20 protein-coding genes are annotated in these 17,677 nt (G+C 59.4%); 10 read left to right on the top strand and 10 right to left on the bottom strand.

Features of this window, described 5'->3' with window-relative positions; all coding sequences use genetic code 11:
• Positions 1 to 60: 60 nt before the first annotated feature.
• Positions 61 to 417, bottom strand: a complete 357-nt coding sequence (locus tag FHT93_RS32525; RefSeq protein WP_112542129.1) for a hypothetical protein — start codon at positions 415 to 417, stop codon at positions 61 to 63.
• 1,149 nt (positions 418 to 1,566) lie between these two features.
• Here FHT93_RS32525 and FHT93_RS32520 point away from each other — a divergent pair.
• Entirely contained in the window at positions 1,567 to 1,827 is a 261-nt protein-coding gene (locus tag FHT93_RS32520; protein ID WP_112542128.1) for a hypothetical protein, read from the top strand.
• A 129-nt stretch (positions 1,828 to 1,956) separates the two neighbouring features.
• Here FHT93_RS32520 and FHT93_RS32515 read toward each other — a convergent pair whose 3' ends face one another.
• The 6 genes from FHT93_RS32515 to FHT93_RS32490 all read right to left on the bottom strand — a co-directional run bounded on the left by FHT93_RS32515 (position 1,957) and on the right by FHT93_RS32490 (position 6,515).
• Positions 1,957 to 3,717, bottom strand: coding sequence for an MOSC and FAD-binding oxidoreductase domain-containing protein (locus tag FHT93_RS32515; RefSeq protein WP_183851202.1), 1,761 nt, complete (start codon positions 3,715 to 3,717; stop codon positions 1,957 to 1,959).
• 177 nt (positions 3,718 to 3,894) lie between these two features.
• Entirely contained in the window at positions 3,895 to 4,047 is a 153-nt protein-coding gene (locus FHT93_RS32510) for a hypothetical protein (RefSeq protein ID WP_183851201.1), read from the bottom strand.
• Positions 4,048 to 4,101: 54 nt separating this feature from the next.
• The gene (locus tag FHT93_RS32505) at positions 4,102 to 4,926 is read right to left on the bottom strand and encodes a DUF1236 domain-containing protein (protein ID WP_183851200.1); all 825 of its coding nucleotides are present in this window, start codon (positions 4,924 to 4,926) and stop codon (positions 4,102 to 4,104) included.
• 122 nt (positions 4,927 to 5,048) lie between these two features.
• Positions 5,049 to 5,396 (bottom strand): DUF1236 domain-containing protein, encoded by a 348-nt coding sequence (locus tag FHT93_RS32500; protein WP_183851199.1) that lies wholly within the window; start codon positions 5,394 to 5,396, stop codon positions 5,049 to 5,051.
• A 125-nt stretch (positions 5,397 to 5,521) separates the two neighbouring features.
• Positions 5,522 to 5,794 (bottom strand): BON domain-containing protein, encoded by a 273-nt coding sequence (locus tag FHT93_RS32495; protein WP_112542124.1) that lies wholly within the window; start codon positions 5,792 to 5,794, stop codon positions 5,522 to 5,524.
• Positions 5,795 to 6,065: 271 nt separating this feature from the next.
• Positions 6,066 to 6,515, bottom strand: a complete 450-nt coding sequence (locus tag FHT93_RS32490) for a hypothetical protein (RefSeq protein WP_183851198.1) — start codon at positions 6,513 to 6,515, stop codon at positions 6,066 to 6,068.
• A 549-nt stretch (positions 6,516 to 7,064) separates the two neighbouring features.
• Here FHT93_RS32490 and FHT93_RS32485 point away from each other — a divergent pair.
• The 4 genes from FHT93_RS32485 to FHT93_RS32470 all read left to right on the top strand — a co-directional run bounded on the left by FHT93_RS32485 (position 7,065) and on the right by FHT93_RS32470 (position 11,594).
• Positions 7,065 to 8,111 (top strand): catalase family peroxidase, encoded by a 1,047-nt coding sequence (locus FHT93_RS32485; protein ID WP_113211087.1) that lies wholly within the window; start codon positions 7,065 to 7,067, stop codon positions 8,109 to 8,111.
• Positions 8,108 to 8,644: a cytochrome b/b6 domain-containing protein gene (locus FHT93_RS32480; protein ID WP_112542120.1), complete on the top strand. Its 537-nt coding sequence runs from the start codon at positions 8,108 to 8,110 to the stop codon at positions 8,642 to 8,644. Before FHT93_RS32485 ends, FHT93_RS32480 begins: the two co-directional genes overlap by 4 nt.
• A 91-nt stretch (positions 8,645 to 8,735) precedes the next feature.
• Positions 8,736 to 9,386, top strand: coding sequence for an alpha/beta fold hydrolase (locus FHT93_RS32475; RefSeq protein ID WP_183851197.1), 651 nt, complete (start codon positions 8,736 to 8,738; stop codon positions 9,384 to 9,386).
• 165 nt (positions 9,387 to 9,551) lie between these two features.
• Complete coding sequence (locus tag FHT93_RS32470; RefSeq protein WP_183851196.1) at positions 9,552 to 11,594, top strand: acyltransferase family protein; 2,043 nt, start codon at positions 9,552 to 9,554, stop codon at positions 11,592 to 11,594.
• Positions 11,595 to 11,827: 233 nt separating this feature from the next.
• Here FHT93_RS32470 and FHT93_RS32465 read toward each other — a convergent pair whose 3' ends face one another.
• Positions 11,828 to 12,535 carry a hypothetical protein gene (locus FHT93_RS32465; protein WP_183851195.1) on the bottom strand — a complete coding sequence of 236 codons (708 nt, stop codon included), beginning with the start codon at positions 12,533 to 12,535 and terminating at the stop codon, positions 11,828 to 11,830.
• Between the two features lie 167 nt (positions 12,536 to 12,702).
• Between FHT93_RS32465 and FHT93_RS32460 the strand changes: the two genes are divergently transcribed.
• The 4 genes from FHT93_RS32460 to FHT93_RS32445 all read left to right on the top strand — a co-directional run bounded on the left by FHT93_RS32460 (position 12,703) and on the right by FHT93_RS32445 (position 16,121).
• Positions 12,703 to 13,179, top strand: a complete 477-nt coding sequence (locus tag FHT93_RS32460; protein ID WP_112542116.1) for a hypothetical protein — start codon at positions 12,703 to 12,705, stop codon at positions 13,177 to 13,179.
• Positions 13,176 to 14,513, top strand: coding sequence for a GAF domain-containing protein (locus FHT93_RS32455; protein ID WP_112969672.1), 1,338 nt, complete (start codon positions 13,176 to 13,178; stop codon positions 14,511 to 14,513). The genes FHT93_RS32460 and FHT93_RS32455 overlap by 4 nt, the downstream gene beginning before the upstream one ends.
• Positions 14,514 to 14,861: 348 nt before the next feature.
• Complete coding sequence (locus FHT93_RS32450; protein ID WP_112969671.1) at positions 14,862 to 15,905, top strand: porin; 1,044 nt, start codon at positions 14,862 to 14,864, stop codon at positions 15,903 to 15,905.
• A gap of 36 nt (positions 15,906 to 15,941) precedes the next feature.
• A complete protein-coding gene (locus FHT93_RS32445; RefSeq protein ID WP_183851194.1) occupies positions 15,942 to 16,121 on the top strand; it encodes a hypothetical protein in 180 nt (59 codons plus the stop codon).
• Between the two features lie 77 nt (positions 16,122 to 16,198).
• Here the strand turns inward: FHT93_RS32445 and FHT93_RS32440 are convergent, their stop codons facing one another.
• Positions 16,199 to 16,702 (bottom strand): cupin domain-containing protein, encoded by a 504-nt coding sequence (locus FHT93_RS32440; protein WP_183851193.1) that lies wholly within the window; start codon positions 16,700 to 16,702, stop codon positions 16,199 to 16,201.
• Positions 16,703 to 16,780: 78 nt separating this feature from the next.
• Positions 16,781 to 17,068 (bottom strand): PRC-barrel domain-containing protein, encoded by a 288-nt coding sequence (locus FHT93_RS32435; RefSeq protein WP_183851192.1) that lies wholly within the window; start codon positions 17,066 to 17,068, stop codon positions 16,781 to 16,783.
• Positions 17,069 to 17,159: 91 nt separating this feature from the next.
• Between FHT93_RS32435 and FHT93_RS32430 the strand changes: the two genes are divergently transcribed.
• On the top strand, positions 17,160 to 17,423 hold the full coding sequence (locus tag FHT93_RS32430; RefSeq protein WP_246781772.1) for a hypothetical protein: 264 nt from the start codon (positions 17,160 to 17,162) through the stop codon (positions 17,421 to 17,423).
• The last annotated feature ends 254 nt before the right edge of the window (positions 17,424 to 17,677 follow it).

Raw genomic sequence — 17,677 nt, 5'->3', positions numbered from 1 at the left:
CTTCTGTCTCTACAATCGAATGAAGTAGGCCCGGAATTGTGATCTTCCAGGCCTTTAGGGTTAGCGAACCCAGAATGTCATGCTGCCGTCGGCTGCCTGCTCGGCATTGACGACGTCGTCGATCTTGACTCCGCGCTCGCCGAGACGCCTGACCAGATCCTTGTTTCCCTTGATGGAAGCCTGGATGTGCTGAACCCCAGCATCGGTGCGCGGTTGAGCGGCGTCAGAGCCTTCCGGCTGATCCTTGTAGTTTGCGTAATCATCGATATCCCGGACGTCAAAGTTGCTGCTGAACGTCTGCAGCGCTTTTTCGATTTTGGCGCCATCGTTCATATCCAGGCTGTCGGCTCGGCTCACGCCTGCGAAGGCGAGCGAGGAAACGACAGCAACCACTGCAAATTGCCCAAAGCGGCTCATTGTATATCCTTCCGATGAGTGTCACGAGCCGCAACTTGGGACTGCGGCCGATCTTGTTTCCCGTTCATCGCCGGACTCTGGCGACCCGAGAAGCTTATTGGCGGGAAGGCCTGCGAGAAATCATACGCTGGTCCGCGAAGACTAGACTTAGGGTTTGACCGGAAGCTGCAGACGCGAAAGCAAGTTCAGTTGGCCCACACCTAAGTGTAGTTCCGACGTCCGTTACAAAGATCTAAATTAAACTGGTCTCTCGGCTCCTCCCACCGAGGGCACACTGGACCTGATCTCGCTCCGGCAACTTGGTTCTCCGCCCGCCGAGGCCGACGAAATCGGACCATCGGCAGGTCGCCTGCCCAGCCGGCGACCTGCCCGACGTGATAAGGAGGGCCGCCCGAAGGTCCTTGCGTCGCCAATTGGATTTGGCGCTGGGGCCAAAGAGCTCACGCTTACCCCGGAGGAAGCTACATTGAGGCCTTCTCCAATAGGATTGATTCGATGATCATCAGGCTCAACACTAACAAACGCTTGATCAAAACGAGACCCCGCTGGCTGGAAGCAGGCCTGGCTTGCTTTTTGGCAGTTGCATTTGGCGCATTGGTATGGGCTTCATTATGGCTCGACCAGAGGACCGATAATGCAGACGCTCAAACTGTCGGGACCTTTTCTCCTTCGGTACAGATCGCAAAGCCGTTCGCAAGTGACTCGGCTGGTTCGAAAGCGGACGCTCGTCGAACTCTGTGACCATTCGACCTGATCAAGCCAACGGGCTGCCCAAACGGTCTCCACGCGCGGGCGCTTCGGTTTGGTGGCACCTGGCGCTTTCTCGGACCGGGCCTCATCCGACACGAAAAAATCGAACTGCTGCGTCATTCAGCCCCCCGCCGACGCGAGGCCTTTCCTCACCAGCCCGGTCGGCTACCGCGTGCAGATCACGCTCTGCACACGGCACCCCGAAATGGATGCACCCCGATTTCCACCGAACATCATCGGATACGTGTCGAGGCGGCTTGCAGCCAATGTACGCTATCGCACCAACCGACGATTGTTGTCATGCATCGGACTTTAGTCCGGTTGATGAACGCACCTGTGCCCCTACCTCACCCCTCCCGACCGATATCAGGTTAGGGTGCAACCAGCTCGTGAAGCGTCATGCAAATCAAGGACTCAGACCGAATTCTGTTCAACCGCGTATGGGCTCTCGGCGCCAAGGCGGTGAAGGACAATCGCGTCACAGCGCTGACCTATGTCATACTGAGCACGCCCACCTTGGAAGAGTATCAGAACAGCCATGGCCAGCGGATGACCGATCTGATCAAAGTCGTCCAGCTTGGGATCTCGCAACTTCGCGAACGCGGTGAACTGGAAGCCGAACTCGCGGAGCTGCCCTCGGTCCCGCGCCGCGCATCCTGACCTGGATTACCTTCGCAATATTCATTGTCGGCCTCACGTCTCGCCCAAGCACGACCCTGAAACGCGGCCGTTGAATCGGAAGGAGAGCTGCATGCCCATCCCGAATTGCTTTCGCGGGTCAATTCCCTGCTACAAATCGATAACGAGTTCGCCCTCCGGCTGCGAGCAGCATGGGAGAAAGTTGCCAGCCGCAGCGGCGTCGATCGGATCAGGACGATAGCGCACTGCCCCGGAAATCAAGCCTGTCTCGCAAGTGTGGCAAACACCTGTCCTGCAAGACCAGCGCACAGGCACGTCGCATGCCTCAGCAAGCTCAAGCAGATTGTCGAACTTCGGGTTCCAAGCGACGCGCATACCACTGCGAGCGAACGAGATCACGGCACCTGCGCCTGGGGGGCCGGCCGGTTGATGCGGCTGCCGGCCTGGCGAAGCCGCGATCCCCGGAGTGATGGACCGGCCCGATCCGAACGTTTCGGTGTGAATGCGGCTGCGCTCGACTCCGAGCTTCTCAATCCCGGCAGCAAGATCGTCCATGAAGCTTGCCGGCCCGCAGAGATAGAAGTCGCCGTCAAGCGGGAGCCGCAGCGACTGGACCGCTGCAAGGTCGAGGCGAGATCGCCTGTCGTAATCAATTCCTGTCTTGTCGGCCGGATCGGGTGCGCTGTAGCAGACAAGACGTCGGGCATTTGGAAGGAGTTGCAAAAGCCCTGTCACTTCATCCGCAAACGGGTGTTCTCGTTTGTTGCGCGCACCATGGAGCCACCAGATTTCCCGGCCCGAACGGTCGATTGCCAGGGCATGAAGCATGGCAAGGAGGGGCGTCGCGCCAATCCCCGCACTCAGGAAGACGAGCGGCGTCGCGCCCTCTGCCAGGGTAAAGCTGCCCCGCGGAGCGCTTGCCTGCACGGTCTCGCCTATGCCCAGCTCGTCCTTGACGTAGGCGCCGGCGACGCCGTGATCCTGCCGCTTGATACTTACTCTGTAAGACCTGTCATTTGACGAGCCTGACAGGGAATAGCTCCGCAGCAGGAGCGAAGCCTTTCTGGGTTGGAAGCCGAGCACAATGAACTGGCCTGGAAGAAAGGCCGGCAGCCGCTTTCCGTCGGCTGGCTCAAGCTCCAGAGACGTGACGCTTTCACTCTCTGACGTCATGCTCGACACTTTGAACGAACGAAGTCCGTCCCACGCCGGCGCGATGAATTCCGCTCCCGTAAGGCCGACGTTTCCAGGCGAAGATCCGTTCTTCGGAGATTGCGCCAGCAAGCTCTGGAACGAGCGCCGCCAACCGGGGCTGAGCGCCGGTATCCGCAAGGCACGTTCCAAATGTTCGCGAGGGTGCCCAGGCTTGTAGAGAAGATCGTTGATATCGGCGACCGTCATGCGCTCCTCTGCCGATTCTACCTGTTCGATCTCGTCGCCCGCCTGAACCTTCCCTTCCTTCAGGACACGGAGGTAGAATCCCGGCCTTCGGTGCGAGACGAGAAGGGCAGGCATTTCCGGAAATCCCATCCGGATACCGAGCCGATAGCAGGTGACGCGCGGCTGGCTCACCTCGAAGATAGCTTCGCCGATACGGTATCGGTCGCCGATGCAGACTTCGGCGTCCGGAAGACCGTCGAGCGTGAAATTCTCGCCGAACTGGCCATGGACGAAGTCATGTCGGCCCAGTTGCTCCTCCCAATACCCATAGGAATCGGTCTGGTAGACATAAACTGCGCGGTGCTCACCGCCATGGCCGGCGCGATCCGCCTGGCCGTCGCCGTCGATGTTCAGGCGGCGCACCATGCAAGGCCCCTTGACGGGCATCTTCCAGATTGCGGTATTCACGAGCCGCCCCTGCCACTCGACATCACGCGGCAGACCAACGTTGACCGAAAGCAAATGTACCATGACGCTCTCTTTCGACGACCATGACGAAAGTATTGGGGGCCGCCGTCGGTCCGGTGTCAAGCCACGCGGCCTTCGCTTTGCCGGCGCGGGTCGGAGCACAACGCGACGGCCAATCACAGCGATAGCCGCCTGAAGACTTGCGAAAAACGAGGCGATATCGCGGCGGCACAGCCGCCTTCAAAGCGCCGCTGAAGTAGCGGGAACCCATACCCGGGTCGCTGGCGTGTGACCGGCCGTCATCGCCAAGCCGCAGATCATCGCCGCCATGACGACCAGAACAAGGATAAGTGGAAACGCGAATCCGGAAGGCTTGGGCTCATTGTGGATCATGGAAATCCTCCTGCGGCCCCGGCGGTGGTCGAGGACACCGCCGGGTGCTGCCTGCTAGGCCGAGATGATGTAGACGATCGTGAGTGCATCGGGATCGACGATAACGATCCGGCCGTCCGCAAGGAGAAAGAAGCGGTAGCCTTCGTATGCCGGCACGATCTTCACGATACGCGGCGGTAGCCGTTCGAGGCGGACCTTCTTCGGAATCCTGGTTCCGACGGACACCGTGAAGTCGGCTTCCTTCACAGGCCGGATATGAACTTCCTTCACGACCTGTCTGATTTCAGTCTGTTGCTCGACTGTGACGTTGACGTTGGTCTTGGTATTGGTCGTGGTAGTATTGTTGACGTTCGTTTCGGTGGAGCTTTTGTTGGACGTCGACGTGTTCTGATCGGTTGACTGCTTCGACGTATCACCGCTCTTCGTCATAGTACCGGACGAATTGGTCTCCTGCGTGCCACTCTTCGAACCTGTCGTGGCGGATCCGCCGCTCTCGTTCGCTCCCCCCTTGGACTTCTGCTCGGTCGCGGCGGCGCCAGAAGCGTCCTGCGAACCGGACTTGGATTTCGTTTCCGTCGAAGACTTCTGTGTATCGGAACCTCCACTCCCCTTCTGTTCCGACGACTGACCCTTGCCCTTCGGGCACGCACCCGAAGCGTCCGGGGTACAGTCGCTACCCGTGGCTGCTGCGCCGGATTTCGACTGTTCCGTCTGCGAACCTGACGTGGTGTCGGTCTTCGAACCGGAACCCGATTGCGTTTCGGCCTGCGAGCCGGACTGGGTCGTACCGCTGGCCTGTGCTGCAGCAGGCAGGGTGGCCAGTGGCGATACGCTGAGCGACAACGCCGCAACGACCAAGGCGAGATGATTGGTTCTCATGATTGATCTCCGGGTAATGGGCACGACATCTCGTCTCCGCGTCCTTGCGAAGTGCATGCGTGTCCTTGTTTTTATGAATGGACGGCAAGCGCCGCCTGGGGGTCAGTTTGGTGACATGGAGGTCACTGGATGACCTGGATCACCTTCCGCGAAGAAGGCTCGACGATGACGCGCTCATCGTTGACGATCGCATAAGAGTATTTGGGTTCATCGGGGATCGGCGTTACGACGACGTGCGTCTCGGGCGCGGGCGCTTGCTGCACGTAGGTGACCACCTTCTGCGGTGGCGGATCGATGACGCTGCCTGCTACACCGCCGACAATACCCCCGACAGCGGCGCCGACCGGATCACCAACGATAGCGCCGGTGGCGGCACCGCCGGCTGCGCCCGTGACGGTCGATGATTGAGCAAACGCCGTACCGGACACCATCAGAAGGGCGGCCGCAATTCCTACTGCTTTGATATTCATTTGTTTCCTCCTTTAAAGCGGTCTTTTTCCGCTGCGGGATCAAACCGAAAAAGGAGGCGAGTGTTCCAGACCAGGGACTTCAGTCCGTGCGGATTAGGACCTTGGTCTGATCGCCCCGGGCGCCCTTATTGGCTCGGGAAGCGGCTCAGCATCCGGTCCTGGACATTGTGAAAGCCAACGATGATGGCAGCGATCGAAATCGCTTTATCCCGGTCAGCCGCATTCGTGATGTAGCCCTCGAGGAGGGCGACCGGTCCCAGCATTCGGATCGTGATGGCACTGCTGTCAATATCCGGCTCCGCTGATAGGGCGGCCTGGATCGCAGCGATGGTCGACGCAGAACTATGGCCTTGCGAGCAGCACTGTTCGTGGCCGAAAATGTCAGAACCAAATTTCATACTACCTCCCGGTTCCTCCCCTCAAAGGAACATCGTATCTATCGTGATACTAATATGAGTGACCCCGCCAAATCGTGCCAGACGGACTTAGGTCCCATTGGACCATCGAACGCGTGGAAAGGCTCCTCAGCACAATTGGCTCGGGTCACTCCATGGTGGCTCGGCATGACGGCGCTTCGCTCCGACTGGCGTGCCGATACTCTTCGGTTGCATCGCCATTGCCGTACATGGCGTGAAGTGGATTATCTCGACCTGGATCCGGGCTACAGCGTCAATCCCGGCTCGGAACCGGCTTTCCTTCATAGCGGACCCGAAAATTCCGCCTGTGAAAATCCTGCTCGAAGCAGACGAAGACGAATTCAAGGTCATTGTCGCTGTCGCGCTTGCCGAGCAGGCTTAGCGTGACGACGATGACGCCGCTGTAGCCGCGCGTGAGATGGAAGGCGGCGTTTCGAATGTCGGTGGCTTTGGCATCCTTCCGCTCCTCGCGGCGCTCGTAGATAACCCAGAAGCGGGCTGCATCCCATGTCGCTCTCAAGATCTCGCTGACTTCGCTCTTGAACTCTTCGGCGTGCATTGCCGGCCCCCAGGACGTTGCGGTCTCCCCCGCGTCGCTGACGACATTGAGGTAGCCGTCATATTGACTGGCGCCGGAGAGCGCCTGTTCGATCATCTCGAAAGCCGAATTTTCAGTGATTACAGTCTTGAAGAGGATTGCCATCGAATCGCTGCCGTCGTCATGCCAGAATGGACATTACGAAGCTCCTCGAAAAACGCGAGCCCTTGTAGGCGATCGCATTCTTCAAATCGTTCATCCTGTAGAGCTTCAAGTCCGGCCAATCCGAGGGCTGACCGAGGATGGACGAGTCCACTTCCGCTTTCAATCATTCGGGAGATCTTGTCGTCCGCCCGACCTGTCGTCCGCATTCTGATCAACACCCCTGCCCCGTTCTGCAGTTCGATAATGGCCTATGTTTTGCGTAAGGAATTATGGCGCCAAGCCATTCGTGGAAGGGGATTCTGAAAGATGATCGATAGGAAGCGCCGGCTTCCGTAACCACGGCCATGACATGGCTTGATTCCAGTGAAGTCAGGGGTAAATACCAGCCTGAGAACGAATTGACCAAGTCGCTCGCGGGTGCCATCTTCCGCGATGGAAACAACGATGCAAGCGGCGGATCTCGATTGCTTACACGCTGGATCAATGCCGCTCTTGCACTGAAATTGATTTCCTAGCATCGCAGATACTGACAAGAACGGAGAGTCTTGGATGCCAAGCCCGCAGCGTTCCGCTCTAGGATCGATTGTCTTGATCGCTGCCGTTGTCGCCTTCGGCGTCGGCGCGTTTGCTTATACTGCAGGGTGGCTTTCGCCCGGCCGCCTTACTTCCACAAAGCTCGTTGACGCCTTGGCGCCTCCAGACGGGGCCGCTCTGGGGCATCGGCGCAATCACGCGAAGGGCATCTGTTTCACGGGCGTATTCGAAGCGAACGGGAACGGCGTCGAACTCTCGCGGGCAATGGTGTTCGCCGCCGGACAATATCCGGTCCTCGGTCGTTTCAATCTGGCAACTCCCGACCCGGATGCGGCGGATCCGACAGTGCGGGTGCGCGGGCTCGGTGTGCAGATCTCGACACCGGACAGGGACGTCTGGCGCATGGCCCTGATCGATCCCCCCGTCTTCGCGGTCTCCACTCCTCAAGGTTTCTATGAACTGCTCGAAGCGTCAAAGAGCAAGGATCCCGAAGCGATGAAGGGCTTCGTGACGGCCCATCCGGAGTTCGCAGCGTTCGGCGCATGGGCGACGACGGCTCCCTGGACCGCGAGCTACGCCGAAGAGACGTTCAACAGCCTAAACGCCTTCATTTTCGCGAATCGTGACGGCGCCGAGCATGCAGTGCGCTGGTCGCTGCGTGCGCAAGCCCAGGCAATACCGATTACGAGCGAGGATTTTGCAAAGCTCGGCCCCAACCATCTCGAAGACGAAATTGCCGAACGCGTCGCGAAGTCGCCGCAGCGCTGGACGCTCGTTTTGACGGTGGCCGAGCCGTCCGATCCCACAGCGGATCCGACCAAAGCTTGGCCGCCTGAGCGGCGAACCGTGGATGCCGGTACACTGATTGTCCAGAAAATCGAGCCGGAGGCCGACGGCCCGTGCCGGGACATCAATTTCGATCCGACTATTCTGCCTGACGGCATAAAGGTTTCCGATGATCCGTTCCCGGCAGCCCGTTCGGCCGCCTATGCCAGATCCTACGATCTGCGTACCTCGGAAGCGAGCCATTATCCCCGAACGACAGCGAGCGCAAAGCCATGACAGGCACCAACACGCACTTCACCATCGTCCAGCGTCTGTTGCATTGGCTGATGGCGATCGCCATCCTAGCAATGCTGTTCATTGGCGTCGGAATGGTGTCCACTGTCGGACGCCAATATCTGCCGCTGCTGGTGACACACAAGACACTGGGCATTGCGATTCTCGTTCTTGCCTTGGTTCGTCTTGTGGTCCGCTTCATATCAGGCGCACCTGCGTTGCCTGCAGATCTGCCCGAACCGATGAAACTTGCCGCGTATCTGTCTCACCTCGCCTTGTACGCGCTGATGATCGGCATGCCTCTGATCGGGTGGGCCATGATGTCCGCAGCCGCTTATCCTATCGTGCTGTACGGCGGAATAAGGCTTCCGGCAATCCTGCCGCAGAGCGACAGCCTGCACACACTCCTTTGGACCGCGCACCAGTATCTTGCCTTCGCCTTCTTCGCTCTCGTGTTGTTGCATCTCGCCGCAGCCCTTTTTCACGGACTCGTCCGCCGCGATGGAGTCCTTGGTACAATGTTGCTGGGCAAGTAGCGGCGTGTACCGGCTGAACTGTGGTCAAGGCTAAGAACGAAGTTGATGAGACGTCGAGATCCTGACCATCGACAGAGTCACGGCATTTGACATGACCGACACCGTTGTTCTCCTTCACGGCATCAGGAGGACTAGCGCTTCCATGCGCAAGTTCGAAAATTACCTGCAGACCCAAGGCTACATTACTCGCAACGTTGACTACCCTTCGTCCCGCTACCCCATTGAAAAGCTGGCAGAGATCGTTGCCGAGGAAGTCGAAGATGCGTCTGAGAGCAACGAAGAAGGCCGTCTTCACCTGGCGGGACATTCCATGGGCGGATTGGTCATCAGGGCCATGTTGAAGAACTATCGACCATCAAATCTCGGGCGGGTGGTGATGATCGGGACTCCAAATAATGGCAGTCAGGTCGCAGATTTCTTGAAAAAGGTGCCGCTGTATAAATCAGCCTACGGCCCTGCCGGCCAGCAGCTCGCTACCGATCAGAGTACATTCGCCCATATTTTCGGTCCGGTCGATTTCGAACTGGGTATCATCGCGGGAACCCGAACCATCGATCCCGTCTCATCCTTGATCATTGGCTATCGAAACGCCAACGACGGTAAGGTGACTGTAGAAAGCACGCGACTTGTCGGAGCTGCCGACCATATCGCAATCGTGGCCAATCACACTTTCATTCCATCAAGTAAAATCATGTGGGCGCAAGCCCTTTCGTTTCTTCGAGATGGCAAGTTCCACCAATGAGCCCTTGACGGAACCTGCCTCCTATTTGGTTAGCGGGGGCCGGCTTGATCGCGATCGCAATTTGGCTAGCCGGCGCACTGCTTTTGGGATGCCTTGCCTTAAAATACCTTAATTGAGTCGAATAGGTCTGCCCTCGATCTCAGACGACACCACCGAGGATGTATAATGTTCATCAGGGGAGAAAATCCCATTCGATCTTCTCTTCGGAACGGTGAAAATCATCTACCCTATCGGGCCGATATCGACGGATTGCGCGCTATCGCCATCCTGCCGGTCGTCCTCTTTCACGCTGGCGTACCCGGTTTTGGTGGGGGTTTTGTCGGCGTCGATGTGTTTTTCGTCATCTCGGGATACCTGATGTGCAGCCTGATCACAGGCGAGATGGCACTCGGCAAGTTCAGTCTCGCGGGCTTTTATCAACGGCGCATCCGTCGCATCTTTCCCGCCCTTTTTGCCATGATGCTGACGTGCGCCGTCGTGGCATGGTTCGCCTTCATGCCACAGGAGCTTCTGTATTTCGCCCGAAGCATGACCGCCGCCTCCCTCTTCGCGTCGAATATTCAGTTTGCCAAGGAGGCGGGATATTTCGACATCGGTGCCCAGATGAAGCCGTTGCTGCACACTTGGTCACTTGCGGTTGAAGAGCAGTTTTACATCGGCTTTCCTCTTCTCATGATCCTGTTGCAGAGGCTGGCGCCGCGGCAGATCATGCCGGTCATGCTCGTCGCGCTGGCCGCATCCTTCGCTGCCAGCATCGGGGTGTTGAACCAAAATCCGACGGCGGGCTTCTACCTTTCGCAATATCGCGTCTGGGAGCTTCTGATCGGCGTCATCCTGGGCCTGGGGGCCATACCCAAGCTGCGCAGCGAAACAGGCCGACAAGTTCTGGCGGCGATCGGCCTCGTGCTGATCGGCATTGCGGTCTTCGTCTTTACGGAGAAAACGGCCTTCCCGGGATTTGCCGCATTGCTGCCCTGTCTCGGCGCGGCCTGCATCATCCATGCGCGCGCCGGCAACGGCATCGTCGGCCGACTTCTGGCGCTACGGCCGATGGTCTTCGTGGGGCTGATTTCCTATTCGCTCTATCTCTGGCACTGGCCCATCATCGTCTTTACGCGGTATTTCACGGATCATGAACTCACGCCCGCGCTGCGTCTCGTCGTTATATTGGCCTCGCTCGTTGTCGCCGTCGCTTCGTGGCACTTCGTCGAAAGGCCGTTCCGCAAGGGCCGTGTCCTGCTTACGGGCAGGCTTCTTCCGGCAATGGCGGTTCTGCTCGTCGGGGTAACGGCGGGTGCCGGGGCCTTGGTGGTCATGAGCGGCGGAGCGCCCGGCCGATTGCCGGCCGATGTCCGCGCCATCTATGCGGCAACCTATGACCGCAGCCATTTCTATCAGGCGGGCTGTTTCAGCGAATCCGATCACAAGGGGCCATCCGATGCCGATGTCGAAAGCGGCAGGGTCTGCGCCCTCGGTGACCTCAGCGATCTCGGTCCTGACTTCCTCGTCTGGGGCGATTCCCATGCCGCCGCGATGGCGCCGGCAATCGATGCCGCCGCGGCCGCCGGAGGCTTCGGCGGCATGTTTGCTGCCCACGCCTCCTGCCCGCCGCTTAACGACGTACCACTTGCGACCAAGGGCGACACGCGCCGTTGCGCCGCTTTTAATGACTCGGTGCGTGACCTGATCCGCGAGAAGCATATCCCGCTCGTGTTCATGCTGGCCTATTGGCCCAAATACGTTCACCAGTCCGAATTGCCGAACCAGGGCGATTATTTCGACGCTTCAATTCCCCCGAACCTCGCTGATTATTCAAAGCCCGTCGCAGCGGCGCTTGACAACACCCTGGCGCAGTTGAAGCAGGAAGGCGTCAAGGTCGTCCTGGTCATGGACGTGCCTGAGATGGGGCATTTTGTGCCAGAAGCACTTGCCAAGGCCAAGCTTGAAGGCACTTCACCGGACATTGCCCCGCCTCTGTCTTACATCGCAGAACGGCAGGCGCTTGCTCGCTCCGTTCTGGAGAAATCTGCCGCCGAATACGACGCGATGATCGTCGATCCGCTGCCTTCCTTCTGCGATAACGCCCGCTGTCATGCCTCGCGCGCCGGCGTTCCGCTCTATATGGATGCCGATCACATCACCGCCTCTGCTGCCAAAAGCCTCGGCTACCTTTTCGCATCCGTGTTCAAGTTGGCGCAAAACATCTGAACGAGCATCAGGCGAAGCTGGGAATCCGGATCATTTTGCCGGAGGATCCCACCAATGTGCTCAGCTGTCTCCCCCGCCGCCGGAACTACGGATAACGTCGGACAGAGACGACAATCGCCGCGATACGGACATTCGACCGGCATGGCAGCCGCGCCATTCGGTTTGCACATGGATTTTCTCCTAGCGTTGCGGGCAAGCAGCGGGCGATCTGTCGACTGCCCGCCGCCCGCCTCTCAGGCTGCCAGCTTCAGTGCATCGGCAAGCTTGGCGAAATCGCCGGCCGAAAGCCCCGGACGGACGGCGAAGTCGATGACGGCCTGGAAGATTTCCGGCGGCGCATCCTTTTTCATGGCGCCCAAAAGTGCAGCGCGCTCGGCCGGATTGATCGCCGGGATCATGATGCGCATGAAGGCCATGCTCTTTTCCGGCGGCAGGGAGCCGATGATGCGCATCTCGATGCCGAATATTTCCTGGTCGTTGAAGTGACGCCACAGCAGAGGGCCGGTCACCGCCTCTTCCTCGTGCATATGCGCGAAATCGTCGGCGAGATAGGCGGCAAAGGCGAGATAGAGCTTGCGGCCGCAGGCGGACTTGTGCAGCGGCCAGGCCTTTTCCCAGGCGACAACGAGTTCTTCCAGCTCCCGGAAGGCGGTGCGGTGGTCGTCGTGCTGCTCATCCAGCGTGACGGTCGAGACACCCTTTTCGGCGAGTGCCACGTGGATGTTGTCGTCCTCGTGCATGACGTGGGAAGCGGCAAGCATCAGGTAATGGCGCAGGTCGCCGATCAGGAAGACCGTCTCCTCGACGTTCTGGAAATCGGCCGTGCCGAGGCGGGCGAGCAGGTCGCAGCCGGCCTTGCGCAGGCCTTTGTGTATCGCGCCGTAAATATCGTAACGACCGTTGAGATCGGGGATGCTGGCAAGCGAGAATTCATGGCTCATGTTGGTCTTCCTCTCGTTGGCCGGCGCCTCTTTCCCTGCGCCGGGCTGATAAGCGGGAGATAGCCGAGGCCACTGCGAGGCGCTTCCTAAAACCATCCTAAGCAATTGGAACGATTGCTAAGAATATCCTAACTAACTATCATCGCCTGGTCTCAGGGAGGGAAGCATTGCTCGGGCCGGAACTGGTGGAATTCATAGAAAGTCCCGTCATGATACTGTTTGCGACGCGCGACGAGGCCGGCCGGCCGATGATCGGCCGCGGTTCCGGCGTGCGTGTCGACCGGCAGAGCGGGAATCTGCATTTTCTCGCCTCCCGCAGCCAATGGCCAAGAGCCGTGGGCGAGGCGCTGGTGGGCCGGCCGATTGCCACGACCTATGTGCGGGCCACCGACTACAAGGCCTGCCAGATCAAGGGCCGGGTCGTGGAGGCGGGGCCGGCAGATGAGGCCCATCGGGCACGGGGCGTGGCCTATGTCGCAGAGCAGCTCGCGCGCATGATGGCGCTCGGTGTCACCCGGATGCAGCTCTCCAGCACGCTCTCGGATCAGGAACTCGTCTGCCTGACGATCGCACCGCAGGCGATCTTCGAGCAGACGCCGGGGCCGGGCGCCGGACGCAGGCTGACGCCGGAAGCTGCCGCATGATCCCGCTCGATAGGCTGCGGGACAGTTTTGAAGGCGTCATCCCCTCCGTCATCGCCACCACCGATGACGACGGAATGCCCAATATTTCCTACCTCTCACACGTGCATTACGTCGACGAGACGCATGTCGCGCTCTCCAACCAGTTCTTCTCCAAGACCGCCATCAATGTGGCGCGCAACGGGCTTGCGACCGTGATGGTGGTCGATGGCTATAGCGGCCAGCAGCACGTGCTCGACCTGGTGTTCACACGCTCCGAAACAGAGGGCGAGACATTCGAGCGGGTAGCGATCCATCTGGCGATCCTGGAAAGCCGGATGAGCGGGATCATGAAGCTGCGCGCCGTCGACATCTACCGGGTAGAGGACTGTCAGGCCGTGCCTGCGGCCCATCCGCTGGTCGAGCCGGAGCCGCTGTCTTTGCCCGACCTGATGGGCAAGGTGGCGCGGCTGACGGCGCGGATGTCGGATTGCAGCGATCCGGAAACCCTGCTGGACGCCACGCTCGAGGGCCTGGGCGAGCTCTTCGGCTATCACCATTCCATGGTGCTGGTGCCGGACGGCGAACGCGGCGGCCTGACGACGATCGCCAGCCGCGGCTACGACCAGTTCGGCTTCGGTGCCGAGGTGCCGCTCGGGCGCGGTATTATCGGGGCTGCAGCCGAACAGCAGCGCAACGTGCGGATCACCGACCTCAGCCGCGGCCTGCGCTATATCCAGGCGGTGCGGGCGATGGCGGGCGTCGACGATGCGACGCCGATCCCGCTTCCGGCTCTCGACAAGCCGCTCAGCCAGATCGCGCTGCCGCTCGCCGCACGGGGAACGCTCGTGGGCGTGCTCTTCCTGGAGTCGGCAGAACGCTTCACCTTTCGGCACCGAGACGAAGAAGCGCTGACGGTGGTGGCAGCACACCTCGCCACCGCCCTCTCCTTCCTGTCTGATGGACCAGAGCGGCCCGAGACGAGCCGGGGCGCCGAGGGCGGTTCGCCGGTGGAGCACGTGCCGGCCGGTCGGCGGATCGCAGTGCGCTTCTATCAGCGCGACGGCTCGTTATTCGTTGACGATGAATACCTGATCCGCGGCGTGCCGGGCCGGTTGCTACTGCACTTTCTTGAAGATTACCGGCGTAGCGGCAAGCAGGACTTCCTGAACCGCGAGCTCCGCCGCGACCGGCGCCTGCAGTTGCCGGATTTCAAGGACAACCTTGAGACCCGGCTCATCCTTCTTCGCCGGCGGCTGGAGGAGAAGGCCGGGCCTATCATGCTGGAACGTGCCGAGCGCGGCCGCCTACGCCTGTCGCTCGCCGGCCTACCAGAGATCGAGGTCATCGAGGACTAAGCCATCCTGGCAGATCAGTTGCAGACAGCCTGCTCCTCACCCCGAGAAAGCCGATTTGACCGCCAGAGCACAAGGCGCCGTGGAAGAGTTTCTCGATATGAAGAGGCTTTGGTGACAGGCATTTCCGGAGGCGCGCCCGGTTCAGACGAAGTTTTTGCAGCGCAACGCTCTCCCGATCAACGACGTTTCCGTCGGTGAGTGTGATGTGTGGTTTCGGATACACTACTTGCGCTCGACCTGTCATAAACTGTCACATTGTTGCGTGAGCTCATAGTCCATGCGATCCGATCTCGTTATCGTGACGCCTCGTTTTCCCAAGGATCGGCGCCTCAACGAAAAGGGATCATCATGAACATCAAGAGTATCCTCCTTGCCGCTGCAGCCGCTATGGCAGTGGTTTCCGGCGCTCAGGCTGCTGACGCGATCGTCGCTGCAGAACCGGAACCGGTTGAATACGTCCGCGTCTGCGACGCCTACGGCACCGGCTACTTCTACATCCCGGGTACGGAAACCTGCTTGAAGATCAACGGTTACATCCGTCTTCAGGTTGACGTTGCTCCGAACGCAAGCTCCATCAGCGCGAGCGGCGGCGGTTCTGTTCCGAATGATTCCGACTGGGACGCCCGCACGCGAGGCCAGGTTCAGTTCACGGCCAAGAGCGATACCGAATACGGCCCGCTCACCGGTCTCGTCGTCATCCAGACGAATGCCGACAACGCGACAGACCAGAAGGCCCAGCTCGACTCCGCCTATATCGATATCGCCGGCTTCCGCGCTGGTCTCTTCTACTCCTGGTGGGACGATGGTCTCACCGGCGAAACCGACGACATCGGCTCCCCTGTCACCCTGCATAACTCCATCCGTTACCAGTATGAGACGAGCGAATTCTACGCCGGCATCAGCGTCGACGAGCTGGAAGATAGCCCGTTCTACCATGGTGAAGCCGCCAACAACTGGGGCGTAGGAGTCGCCGTCGCTGGCAGGGCAGGTGTGTTCACGTATCAGGTCACGGCTGGTTACGACACCGACAATGAAGAAGGCGCCGTTCGCGCCATGGGTACGGTTCCTATCGGCCCCGGCATTCTCAGCCTCGCCGGTATCTACTCCAGCAATCCGAATGCCTATTACAACAAGGCTGAGTGGGTTGTCGCTGGCGAGTATGCTGTCAAGGCGACCGACAAGCTGAAGTTCACTCCGGCGTTCCAGTATTACGGCCACTACGGCATCGTCGGTGACGAATTCAACGACGACAACGATGCCTGGAAGGTCGGGTTGACGATCGACTACCAGTTCGTCGACAATTTTGCTGCGAAGATCTCCCTTCAGTATCTCGATCCGGATGGTGCCGAAGACGTCACGTCGGGCTTCCTGCGTCTGCAGCGCACGTTCTGATCAGAAATCCGGGCTTTCGGCTGTGACGAGGCGCGGATGATAAAGATCGAAGGCCTCACCAGAAGGGGGCCTTCGTCGAGCATTTTGGCGGTGGCAGACACCGCCCATGCACGCGCGTTCTATATCACCTGCCCGGTTGCGCAAGCGAGCGACATCGATGATGTCTTCGCGGCCAGTGGTCGGATCTTCCCTGTTCCAGGTGGTCCCGAGCCCTAATTCAACACTCCTCACCTTCTCCGGGTCGAACCCGCACGAAGCCGATGCGGGTTGAATCAACGCCTGAATCGGCTGCCCTACCTATCGCCGAGATGCCAGGCCTCGAACAACGGGCCAGAGACGCCTTGCACCGGATCGGTTTCGGGCAGCGCGACCTCGGCGATCGTTTTGAGGAATTCTGCGGTCGCAGCGCTTGTCTGAACGTCAGCGTGTTGGCCTGGCGGGTAGGCGCCCACCACTCGAAAATCACTGCTTGCGCCCAGGTTTTGATGTCCCGTCCCCGCTGGAAGGACGAGACAATCTCCCGCGTGCAACTCGAGCACCTTACCGGTAGGGCCGCCGATCAGAAGTTTCGCCGTTCCTTTTCCGACACCAAGCACTTCGTGAGCACCCGCGTGATAGTGTTGATAATCGAAAACACCATCGCGCCAGACACCTTCCCATCCGTGCGAGGTGAATAGACGCGCGAATTCCTCACAACCATCATCGCAGATGAAGATTTCACGATAGACGATAACCGGAAGCGTCTGGTTGTTGGGCACCCAGTCGCTTTTATCAAAAAAGATCGTTTGCGCTTCCATGTCTTCCCCCATCACAAGAACAATGCGGAATAATACACCGGCGGAGCGGAAAGCCCGGCACTTGGGCCGGGCTTCGCTTCAATCCCGATGCTCGGGCATGTCTTTGAGCTGATCCTTGGTCCAGCCAGTCACGGCGTGAATGACGCCGTCCTCATCTCTCATCCAGTCGAAATCCTTGAATGGGACGGCAACTGGCTTGGCTCCAATACCGAGAAAGCCACCCACGTCGATAACGGCGAGGCTGGTCCCGTGGATGTGATCTATCGTTCCAACCTTCTGGTCATTAGCTCCGTAGACGGTCGCGCCTTCGAGGTTTGTCGGGGTGAGTTCATCCGGTGTGAGCCGAACATGATTGCTATAATCCATGAGATTCCTCCTTTGTTGTGTGAGGCATGAACCGCACAAGCTCTCATTTGTTCCTCTTTGCCTCGGCAGGCGGCGCTCTCTGTTCGCCGCAATGCTTGACGTCACCGCCGCGTCAAGTAGCTTTCATGCTAAATTAGCTTTGCAGAAATCCACCACGTCGAGCGAAACAGCCATGGCAGCAGGAAACAAACCGTCCCAGGCGGCAGCACCACAGAAACGTCGCCACAAATTCAATCCCAAGCGAGACCCGAAGCCACAGGTACTCGCCCAAGCCAATCGCACTGTTTTACGGATGGCTTCAGTGGTCGTGGTTGCATTTATCGTCGTCGTCGTCGCCGTTCAGGCATTCTGGTAGCCGCCCACGCGGTTCCGAGGCCATGAGCTCGAATGTGACAGACCATGCCGATTCCGGATCGTAGGACCGGCAGCCAATGGCAATGCGGAATTGGCCTTTTGCCACCTAGCATGCAGGAATGTACCTGTGGCGCTCTTTCCCTCGAAGTCGGCGGCGATCCTCTGCACAATCACTTATGTACCTATACGCGATGTCAGCGCATCTGACAGCGCACTTTCGCACAATCTAGAACGACCATGAAAATGTCCATGGAT

Origin of the sequence: Rhizobium sp. BK379, from assembly GCF_014193955.1 — a bacterium.
GTDB lineage: Bacteria > Pseudomonadota > Alphaproteobacteria > Rhizobiales > Rhizobiaceae > Rhizobium.
This window is presented reverse-complemented; position numbering and strand designations above follow the sequence as displayed.